The following is a 12,542-nucleotide window of genomic DNA, read 5'->3' as shown; positions in this document are numbered from 1 at the left end:
TATAATTAAATCGGATTTTAAATAATAACTTAAAAACGCCTGCTTATGGAACTGAAAGTTACTTTTTTTATCAAGTTTGCAATAGTTCTTCATATTATTCTAGCTTTATTTTTTATTATTTTGAAGAAAGCGAGATTTCTTCTTCCTTTTGATTTTCCTTCAATAATGATTAGCTTTTTTGAAAAGTTATCCATTTTTAAATTTCAGCCTCAAAAGTATTATATACGATACTGTTGATGTTGCTGAATGATCAGGTTTACATTCTGCCTGACAAAAATTCAAGTAATATTTAATTCATGATGTTTTTATAACAGATGAAATTTTAGAAGAGTAATCAACTTTTAAAATGGGTAGGCCTTAAATATTATTTTCGACATATAAACCCTCCAAACTTTAAATTTTCTTTTATGAAAATTAACCCAAATCATTCCTCTTGGAAAATTGATGTAGATCAGTATTCCTAAAACTGAATTGTTTTTCATTTAATCAGGATGAAAGCAGTTCGTCAATATGCGCGGCATATTGGACAACTTTATATAGTTGTTTTTAAAGTGTAACTAAATTGTTTTTTAATGTTTTTTTAATTGTGTAAGCATATATGCTTATTGCAAGAGGTATTTTATTGTCCATTTTCTAATCTTCCAAATTATGAAAAAAAATTTTACTTTTTGTAGTCTCAGCTTTCAGAAGAGATTATTAGGACTATTATTTTTATTTCTGCTATGCAACAATGCATTTTCACAAACACTCTGCCGACCAGTGTCGCAGACTAATAGTGAAGGTGGATTATTGTGTGTGGGATTAAATGTTGATAGTCCAGCCAACGCTTATGATAGTGCTGGCTTGACGACCTTTGCAACTCTAACAAACGCTGTTGGAGTAGGTTGTTTCGTAGAAGAAACAATGACCTTAAATCAAACAGCAAGGGCAGGAGATCAAATTGCCATTTATTTTGGTACCGGAAACGGTTTGCTTGATCTTGGATTATTGTCCAATGTATCATTACAGGGCAAATTTTCGGGTACAAATGTAGGTTCAAGTGTGCCTTTAAATAGTCCGCTGCTGAATCTTAACCTATTAAATGGAAATACAATTGCGGTGGCAAAATTTCCTGTAACAGGCGACACGAATCAAATTCAGATTCAAGTAGGAGGACTTGTAAGTCTTTTAGTAAGCTTGAGAGTTTACGATGTTCGTTTAGAGTTTGCACAGCCAACAGTAACAAATGGTTTAACTCAAACGGTCTGTTCAGGAAATACAATAAGTCTGACTGCAACACCAGCTGCAGGAACTACTCTTGCATGGTATAGTTCAGCAACGTCTACTACAGCGTTAGCAACTGGAAATAATTTTACAACTCCAGCGTTAACTGCTTCTACTACTTATTATATTGGAATTACCAGACAAGCAGGTTGTGAAGGAAATGTCAGAGTACCTGTTGTTTTAAATGTTTCAAATCCTATTGCACCGGCCATTAATACTACAGGAACCAATATATGTTCTACAGGTGCGACACAATCGACTACGTTGTCTGTTTTAAATCCTGTTCCAGGAACTACTTATTCATGGTATGCTGTACCAACAGGAGGAACAGCTTTGGCTTCAGGAAATACATATTCACCAACGGTTTCTTTAGGAACTACTAGTTTTTATGTTGAAGCTTCAATAGGAAGCTGTATCAGTCCTACACGTACACAGGTGAATGTGGTTTCTACGGCTGTACCAGCTGCACCAACTGTTTTAACACAAAGTGTTACTATTCAATCTGGTCAGAATGCAACCTTAAGTGCTGCAACTTCTGAAGCAGGAGTGCAGCTTAATTGGTATGATGTAGCTACAGGAGGTACAGCATTGGCTGTCAATACGACAACCTATACAACACCTATATTAACGGCTTCAAAAACCTATTATGTTGAAGCGCAGAGTTCTAATGGAAATTGTGTTAGTGCAGCGAGAGTTCCAGTAACGGTAACTGTTCAGCCTGCATTTGCTGGAAGTTGTTTAGAAGCAAGCAGTCAGCAGACTGCTCAAAACGGATTGTGTGTATTGTGTAGTTCTACTAATCCTAATAATTCAGTAGATGCTAATGCAGCTACAGCAGCGAGATTAACAGTTCCAGTTGGATTAATCAACGGATGGATTCAACAGACATTACAATTTATCAATCCGGGAAAAGCCGGAGACATTGTTGATGTTGATCTTGAATTACCAGGCGGATTAGCGGATTTATCTTTGTTAGGAGCTGTAAGTTTAGCAACTTACAATGGAGCAACTTACAACAATGATCGTGTTTCTATTAATAATCCGTTAGTAACATTGCAGTTATTGTCGGGAAACCGTTTTAAAGCAAGTGTTGTGGCAGGAGCAAATTTTGATCGTGTGGAAATACGATTGGGAGGATTAGCGACCGTATTAACAACTGTAGACATTTATCAAGCCACTTATAGATTTAAAGCACCAGCAATTACAGGTGATACTACTATTTGCAGTGGACAATCTACTACTTTAACCGCAGCTCTTGCAGTTGGAGAAACCGTTAATTGGTATAGTGCAGCTACGGGAGGAAGTTCATTAGCTTCTACTGCTTCATTTACTACGCCAGCATTAACAGTTCCGACAACGTATTACGTTGAAGTTACAAGAAATGGCTGTGTTAATAGTGAAAGAAATCCAGTGCAAATCTTGATAGATAATCCTATAGCGCCAACGGTTACTACATCGCCAACAACAATTTGCAGCGGCCAGACGGCAACTTTAACCGTTCAGGCCCCGATTGCAGGAACTACTTATAATTGGTATGATGCTGCAACAGGGGGAACTTTGTTATTTACGGGAACTTCATTTACTACTCCAGCTTTAATTGCCAATACAAATTATTACGTTGAAGCTGTCATAGGAACTTGTGCCGCACCAACTCGTACTACAGTTAGTTTAACGGTTAATCCATTACCAGCGGTACCAACTTTTGCATCTTCAAATGTAATTATTCAGTCTGGCCAAAGTGCTACATTGGCAGTTTCAAATCCAGTTGCAGGAGTTACATACAATTGGTATAGTGCAGCTACTGGTGGTACACTTTTAGCATCAAATACAACAACATACACTACACCAATATTAACCAATAATCAAACGTATTATGTAGAAGCAGTGACTACTGCGACTGGTTGTACAAATTTAACAAGAGGAGCTGTAACGGTAACAGTAATCGCGAGTGCAAGCACTTGTTTACAAGCTAGTTCACAAATAACATCAACAGATGGATTATTATGTGCTCTTTGTACAGATACTGATCCAAATAATTCTGTTGATGGTGATATCAATACATATGCACAACTTACTGTGCCAATTGGTGTAGGAGGATATATTCAGCAGCAATTAATTTTTACCAACCCAGGTCAGACAGGAGATATTATTGATGTTGAATTGGAGGTTCCAGGTGGACTTCTTGATATTAGTGCTTTATCTAATATTTCGCTTGCGACTTACAACGGAGTAACTTATAATAATGACAGAACAGCAATAAATAATAATTTATTGAATATTCAATTATTATCAGGAAATAAATTTAAAGCCAGTTTTACTGCTACAGCACCATTTGACCGTGTAGAAGTAAGATTGGGAGGTGTCGCTACTCTATTAAGTAATTTATATATTTATCAGGCAGCCTATAGATTCCCAAATGCTGTAATAACAGGAGCTGCAGCACCAATTTGTGCAGGACAAACAGCTTCGTTAACAGCAGCTGCTTCAGGAACAGAAACGTTTACTTGGTATGATGAACCAGTAGGAGGAAGTATTGTAGCTGTAAATCCAACAGCACCATTAACTGCTTCAACAACTTATTATTTACAAGGAACCCGTGCCGGATGTGAGAATAGTTTACGTCAAGCGGTTACGGTTACTGTATTGCCAATTCCAACAGACTCTGATATTTTAATTTCAACTCCAGTCGAAGCTACTTGTGCTGGTCAAGCAGTATTAGCACCATCATCTAGCATTGCAGGAGTTACATTTAAATATTATACAGATCAGGCTAAAACACAGGAAATTATTACTGGAACAGTAGTTGCAGGTCAGCCGGGAGTAACATTTAACAAAGATGTTACAACTGGAGCGCTAACTATAAATGGTTTAAGTTCTACTGGCACACCTTATAATTATTATATTTCGGCTTTAAATGGTGGAACTTGCGAAAATGTAAACGGTACTTTAAAACAAGTAACAGTTAATTTTCCATCTACAACTGTTTTAACCGTAAATTCAACTTTAGCAGGTTGTGGAAGTGCTAATCTAGTAAATGCAATCACTAATTATGACGCCAATACAACTTATACATTTTTTGATGCTTCAAACAATGTAATAACCGCTGATGCTGCTGCTAATATCACAACTAGTGGAGTTTATTCGATTCAGGCACAAAGCAATACTGCAACTTGTCCTTCTGTTCAGCAGTCGGTTACAGTTACGATTAATGCACTGCCAAATTTAGTGGTAACGAATCCTACAGAATCTGTAAGTGTAGGTTCTAATGTTACTTTATCTGCAGTTTCAACAGCAGCGATTTCATGGTTCGATCCGCAGGGTAATCCTATTGCTGGACCTCCATTTACAACAGGGGTTTTAAATACACCTGGAGTTTATACGTATACTGTGGTAGCAAATGACGGAATCTGTTCTACTACGACCACTAAAGTAATCAATGTAATTGATCCTAACAGCTGTCAATCTTTAACAGAAAGAGTATATGCAAACGCACAAACATCTGGTTCGATTGTTACTGGAACTGTTACAGATGGTGCAAATGCAGTTGATGGTGATCCACAAACGTATTCCACTATTACAACTGGTGTTGGACTTTTAGGAGTTGGTACTACTTGGCAGAATTTAACTTGGCCATCAACTATTGCAAAAGGAACTCCTGTAACCATTAAATTAGGTTCAGAATACAGTTTATTAGCTGTTGGGCAAAATTTATCAGTAATTGGAACAATAGGCGGAGTTGATATTGGAACCTTACAGTCGGTTTCAGGTTCATTATTGAATTTAGTTTCAGGAGACAATACGTATGAATTTACTTTTGTTCCTTCTAATGCCTCAGGACCGCAAGATTATGATGGAATCCGAATTCAATCTGCTTCAATTGCAAGTGTTGCTCAAAACACAAAAGTATTTGATGCTCATTATAACAGATCAGTTCCAACTGTAACTTGTACTCCGGGTGATATTCAGGATATTTTTTATGGAGCTACAGATTTAGGACTTCCTGTTGGAGCAGTTACTGCTGCAGTAGGAGTTAGCGATGCTTGGAATATCGCAGATAATGATATTACTACATTTGCCACAATGTATAGTGGCGCTGGAGTTTTAGCAGCTTCTGATTTAACAGTTCAATTTAAAACGCCATCTGTAGTAACAGATACTTTAAGAATTGTAATTTCTAAACCAGCAACACTTTTAGATGTAAATTTACTAACAGGATTCAGCATTCAACGTTATTTAGGTAATGTAGCTGTTGGGGCGCCTATTCAAAATACCAGTACCTTATTAAGTTTAAGATTATTGCCGGGTAATACAATGGCAATGGTTCTTGTTTCTTCTCCTTCAGAATCATACGACAGAGTAAGAATTCGTTTTGGAGGAGTAGCAGGCGTATTAGAATATTTAAGAGTTCATACTGTAGAAAGAGTTGCTAATACAGCCATTATAGGCGGTGATCCTAACAATAAAATTACGGTTTGTCCAGGAACAGATGTCACCTTGCAGATACCAGAAGAAGCTTGTTCAACCTATCTCTGGTACGATGCGCCAACTGGCGGTAATGTTGTTGCTACGGGAATTACATATACAGTTCCAGAAACTTTAACAACCGGAGTCTATAAATATTATATTCAGCCGGTACGTTACGGTTGTGAAACTTATGCAAGAGGAGAAGTAACAATAGAAGTAAAAGCTTCAGCTCCTCAAAATGCCTTAAATAATATTACTTTAAACGGAGGAACAAATACATCAATTTGTTCGCCTTCTGGAACTGTAACATTAGCTACAGGTTTAAGCGGAACTCCAGTTTTGACCAATCCAGTTTACCAATGGTATAGCTTTAACGGAACAACAAGCCAATTAATTCCAGGAGAAACAACATCTCAATTAGTCGTAAACGGATTACTTCCGGGAACTTATACTTATTATGTGGGAGTAACCTCAGATGAATTTTGTACCACTGCAGAAGCAGATCGAAAACAAATTACATTTACCATCTTGCCACCTTCAACCGTAAATGATATTTTAGTTGATGATTTAACAGTTTGTCACAGTGTTCCAGCTTCGCTAACACCAACAGCGCCAACATTGACGAATCCTGTTTTTACATGGTATTTAGATGCTAATAGAACACAACCAATAACAAACGGTTCAGTAATAAGTGGTGTAACTTATACAATAGATGCAGCTGGAGTTTTAACTGCAGTGGGATTAACAAAAGCAGTAAGTCCAATAACCTATTATGTAGCTGTTTCTAGTTTAAATACCTGCGAAAATCTTGCAGGAACTTTGCAAGATGCCGTAATTATAATAAGCGATCCAAATACACCAACGACTACAGATGCCACACAGGATTTTTGTTTAATCAATGCTCCAACAGTGGCGAGTATTCAAGTAAATGAATCAAATATAGTTTGGTATAATGCACCAACAGCAGGAACTGCTTATGCATCGACAGATGTTTTAACAAGTGGTACCTATTATGCAGCAGCTGTAGATGGCGTTACTGGTTGTGAAAGCAGTGTTCGTTTAGCAGTTACAGTTACTGTGAGTGATCCAGGGACACCAACCACTACCGATACAACACAAGATTTCTGTTTGGTAAATGCGCCAACTGTGGCTAATATCCAAGTAAATACTCCTGCTACAGGTTCAATTGTTTGGTATAGTGCAGCTACTGGAGGAACAGCATTAGCTTCGACTACTGCATTAGCAACAGGAAATTACTACGCTTCTATTTTAGATCCATCTACAAACTGCGAGAGTGCAGTAAGATTGCTGGTTGCCGTAACAGTAAATGATCCAGGCACACCAACCACTACAGATACAACACAGGAATTCTGTTTAGAAGATGCGCCAACAGTTGCGAGTATTCAGGTTAATGCACCAGCAACAGGTTCAATTGTTTGGTATAGCGCAGCAACAGGAGGAACTCCGATCGCTTCAACCACAGCATTAGCAACAGGAAATTACTACGCTTCTATTTTAGATCCAGCAACAAACTGCGAGAGTGCAGTAAGATTACAGGTTGCCGTAACAGTAAATGATCCAGGCACACCAACAACAGCAGATGCTTCACAGGAATTCTGTTTAGAAGATGCTCCAACAGTTGCGAGTATTCAAGTTAATGCACCAGCAACAGGTTCAATTGTTTGGTATAGCGCAGCTACAGGAGGAACAGCATTAGCTTCCACTACTGTATTAGCTACAGGAAATTATTATGCTTCTATTTTAGATCCATCTACAAACTGCGAAAGCGCCGTGAGATTACTGGTTGCCGTAACAGTAAATGATCCAGGCACACCGACATTAGTAACTGCAGGCACACAAAACTTCTGTTTAGCGAATGCACCGACTTTTGCGAGTGTCCAGTTTAACGAATCAAATATTGTCTGGTACACAGCCTTAACAGGTGGAACTGCAATTGCTCCAGCAACAGCTTTAACAAGCGGAACATACTTTGCAGCGATCAGCGATCCGGCAACAGGATGTGAAAGCGCTGTGAGATTATCGGTAACGATTAACGTAAGCGATCCGGGCACACCGACATTAGTAACCGCAGGCACACAGAACTTCTGTTTAGTGAATGCACCAACTTTTGCAAGCGTCCAGTTTAACGAATCAAATATTGTCTGGTACACAGCCCTAACAGGAGGAACCGCAATTGCTCCAGCAACAGCTCTTACAAGCGGAACGTATTTCGCAGCGATCAGCGATCTGGCAACAGGATGCGAAAGCGCCGTGAGATTATCAGTAACGATTAACGTAAGCGATCCGGGCACACCGACATTAGTAACCGCAGGCACACAGAATTTCTGTTTAGCGAATGCACCGACTTTTGCAAGCGTCCAGTTTAACGAAACAAATATTGTCTGGTACACAGCCCTAACAGGAGGAACCGCAATCGCTTCAACTACTGCGCTTACAAGCGGAACATACTTTGCAGCGATCAGTGATCCTGCAACTGGATGCGAAAGTGCTGTAAGATTATCAGTAACGATCAGCGTAAGCGATCCGGGCACACCGACATTAGTAACTGCAGGCACACAGAATTTCTGTTTAGTGAATGCGCCGACTTTTGCCAGTGTCCAGTTTAACGAATCAAATATTGTCTGGTACACAGCCTTGACAGGCGGAACTGCAATCGCTTCAACTACTGCGCTTACAAGCGGAACATACTTTGCAGCGATCAGCGATCCGGCAACAGGATGTGAAAGCGCCGTGAGATTATCAGTAACAATCAGCGTAAGCGATCCGGGCACACCAACCACTACAGATACAACACAGGAATTCTGTTTAGAAGATGCTCCAACAATTGCGAGTATTCAGGTAAACACTCCTGCTTCAGGTTCAATTGTTTGGTATAGCGCAGCAACAGGAGGAACTCCGATCGCTTCAACCACACCATTAGCAACAGGAAATTATTACGCTTCTATTTTAGATCCAGCAACAAACTGCGAGAGTGCAGTAAGATTACTGGTTGCCGTAACAGTAAATGATCCAGGCACACCAACAACAGCAGATGCTTCACAGGAATTCTGTTTAGAAGATGCTCCAACAGTTGCGAGTATTCAAGTTAATGCACCAGCAACAGGTTCAATTGTTTGGTATAGCGCAGCAGCAGGAGGAACAGCATTAGCTTCCACTACTGCATTAGCAACAGGAAACTACTATGCTTCTATTTTAGATCCAGCAACAAACTGTGAAAGTTCAGTAAGATTACTGGTTGCCGTAACAGTAAATGATCCGGGCACACCAACATTAGTAACCGCAGGTACGCAGAATTTCTGTTTAGCGAATGCACCGACTTTTGCGAGTGTCCAGTTTAACGAATCAAATATTGTCTGGTACACAGCCCTAACAGGCGGAACTGCAATTGCTCCAGCAACAGCTTTAACAAGCGGAACATACTTTGCAGCAATCAGTGATCCTGTAACAGGATGCGAAAGTGCCGTGAGATTATCAGTAACGATTAACGTAAGCGATCCGGGAACACCGACATTAGTAACCGCAGGCACACAGAATTTCTGTTTAGTAAATGCGCCGACTTTTGCGAGCGTCCAGTTTAATGAAACAAATATTGTCTGGTATACCGCTTTAACAGGAGGAACCGCAATTGCTCCAGCAACAGCTTTGACAAGCGGAACATACTTTGCAGCGATCAGCGATCCGGCAACAGGATGCGAAAGCGCCGTGAGATTGTCAGTAACGATTAACGTAAGCGATCCGGGCACACCGACATTAGTAACCGCAGGCACACAGAATTTCTGTTTAGCGAATGCACCGACTTTTGCCAGTGTCCAGTTTAACGAAACAAATATTGTCTGGTATACCGCTTTAACAGGAGGAACCGCAATCGCTTCAACTACTGCGCTTACAAGCGGAACATACTTTGCAGCGATCAGCGATCCGGCAACTGGATGCGAAAGTGCCGTGAGATTATCAGTAACGATCAGCGTAAGCGATCCGGGCACACCGACATTAGTAACCGCAGGCACACAAAACTTCTGTTTAGCGAATGCGCCGACTTTTGCGAGCGTGCAGTTTAATGAATCAAATATTGTCTGGTACACAGCCTTAACAGGAGGAACCGCAATTGCTCCAGCAACAGCTTTAACAAGCGGAACATACTTTGCGGCGATCAGCGATCCGGCAACAGGATGTGAAAGTGCCGTGAGATTATCGGTAACGATTAACGTAAGTGATCCGGGCACACCGACATTAGTAACCGCAGGCACACAAAACTTCTGTTTAGCGAATGCGCCGACTTTTGCGAGTGTCCAGTTTAATGAAACAAATATTGTCTGGTACACAGCTTTAACAGGCGGAACCGCAATCGCTCCAGCAACAGCTTTGACAAGCGGAACATACTTTGCAGCGATCAGCGATCCGGCAACAGGATGTGAAAGCGCCGTGAGATTATCAGTAACGATCAGCGTAAGCGATCCGGGCACACCGACATTAGTAACCGCAGGCACACAAAACTTCTGTTTAGCGAATACACCGACTTTTGCGAGTGTCCAGTTTAATGAAACAAATATTGTCTGGTACACAGCCTTAACAGGCGGAACAGCAATCGCTTCATCTACAGCTTTGACAAGCGGAACATACTTTGCAGCGATCAGCGATCCGGCAACAGGATGTGAAAGTGCTGTAAGATTATCGGTAACGATTAACGTAAGCGATCCTGGCACACCGACATTAGTAACCGCAGGCACACAGAATTTCTGTTTAGTGAATGCACCGACTTTTGCCAGTGTCCAGTTTAATGAAACAAATATTGTGTGGTACACAGCCTTAACAGGCGGAACCGCAATTGCTCCGACAGCAGCTTTGACAAGCGGAACATACTTTGCAGCGATCAGCGATCCGGCAACAGGATGTGAAAGTGCTGTAAGATTATCAGTAACAGTGAATGTTAGTAATCCTGTAACGCCAACAACAAATGCTGCAGCACAAACGTTTTGTTCAGGAACAGCGCCTACAGTTGCCAGCATCCAAGTGAATGAAGCAAATGTAGTGTGGTACACTGCTCCAACTGGTGGAACAGCATTGGCATCTACAACAGTATTAGCAACTGGAAATTATTACGGAGCTATAAAAGATCCTGTAACAGGATGTGAAAGTAATGTAAGATTACTTATAGCAGTTACCGTTGGAAATACAATTAATCCAACAACTAACAATGCATCTCAAACTTTCTGTTCAACAACAAATCCAACAATAGCAAGTATTCAAGTAAATGAAAGTAACGTAAGCTGGTTTAGCACTCCAACAGGAGGAACAGCAATTGCGCCAACAACGGCCTTAACTAGTGGAACTTATTATGGAAGCATTATAGATCCTGTTTCAGGCTGCGAAAGCACAACTCGTTTACAAGTTGTTGTTACAGTAACAGATCCAAGTGCGACACCAACAACAACAGATACCACTCAGGATTTTTGTTCTACAGCTAATCCAACAATTGCAAATATTCAGGTAAATGAAGCTAATGTAATCTGGTACAGCACTCCAACAGGAGGAACAGCAATTCCGGCTTCAACAGCATTAACAACAGGAACCTATTATGGTGCTGTGGCAAGCAATACAAATTGTGAGAATCCAGTACGATTAGCAGTTGCAGTAAGTGTAAACACTCCGGGAGTAATTACAACACCAAATGCAAATCAGACATTCTGTTTATCAGCATTGCCAACTCTTGCTAATATTCTTGTAAATGAACCAAATGTAGTATGGTATGCAGCTGCGACCGGTGGAACTCCACTTGCAGCCAATACACCACTTACAGCAACTACTTACTATGCGGCAGCGCTTAGTAATACTACAAATGGTTGCGAAAGTGCAGCAAGACTTGCCATTACCATTACATTCGAAAACGATGCTTTAGTACAGCTTACCACAACAGACGATACACCATGTGTATTCCAAGGGGTAACTTATTCTATAGCTAATGGTAAATCAAATTATGTTTGGTCTGTTACAAACGGAACCATTACTTCAGGAGGCGGAAGCAACGACGGATCTGCAACAATTTCATGGTCAGATGTTGGTCCGGGTAGAGTTGAGGTAACTTACACAAATAATTGTGATGAGACTACCACTAAATTCCTGAATGTTACAGTGGCTACTTGTTCTGATTTGACTATCACAAATGTAGTTGATAATCCAACTCCAAACTTTGGCGACCGTGTTACCTTTACGGTTACAGTAAACAATGTTGGAGAAGGAGGTTTCATAAACACAATTGTGAGTGATTTACTGCCAAGCGGTTATAACCTAATAAGTGCAAGTACATCAATAGGAACTTACGATCAATCAACTCAGCTTTGGACAATCCCAACATTAAATGCAGGACAAAGTGTAACACTTACAATAGTTGCAGAAGTACTGCCAAGCGGAAATTATCAAAATGTTGCTACTATCGAAATCTCAACACCTTTAGATCTAGATACAACAAATAACTCTGCTATGGCTTCTGTAGAACCAATTTGTTTGACAGTTTACAATGAGTTTACGCCAAATAATGATGGCGCCAACGATTTATTCAGAATAGATTGTATCGAATCATATCCTAATAATGAATTGAAAGTTTTTAATAGATATGGTGCACTGGTGTACAGCAAAGTACATTATGAAAACGATTGGGACGGAACTGCAAATGTATCCGGAGTAGTTAATAGAGGAGACATGCTGCCAACAGGTACTTATTTTTATGTGATTACCATTGGAGATGGAACGGTTAAAAAAGGATGGTTATCTATCATGAGATAAACATTCTGTTAATC

1 protein-coding gene is annotated in these 12,542 nt (G+C 40.1%); it reads left to right on the top strand.

What is annotated here, in order from left to right; translation table 11 throughout:
• Positions 1–648: 648 nt before the first annotated feature.
• Positions 649–12,528: an Ig-like domain-containing protein gene (locus J0383_RS01590; protein ID WP_207296710.1), complete on the top strand. Its 11,880-nt coding sequence runs from the start codon at positions 649–651 to the stop codon at positions 12,526–12,528.
• Positions 12,529–12,542: the final 14 nt, after the last annotated feature.

This window comes from Flavobacterium endoglycinae, from assembly GCF_017352115.1.
GTDB lineage: Bacteria > Bacteroidota > Bacteroidia > Flavobacteriales > Flavobacteriaceae > Flavobacterium > Flavobacterium endoglycinae.
This window is presented reverse-complemented; position numbering and strand designations above follow the sequence as displayed.

Coding starts and splice junctions, on each gene's coding strand:
- J0383_RS01590 (WP_207296710.1), top strand. CDS start 649: ATGAAAAAAAATTTTACTTTTTGTAGTCTCAGCTTTCAGAAGAGATTA.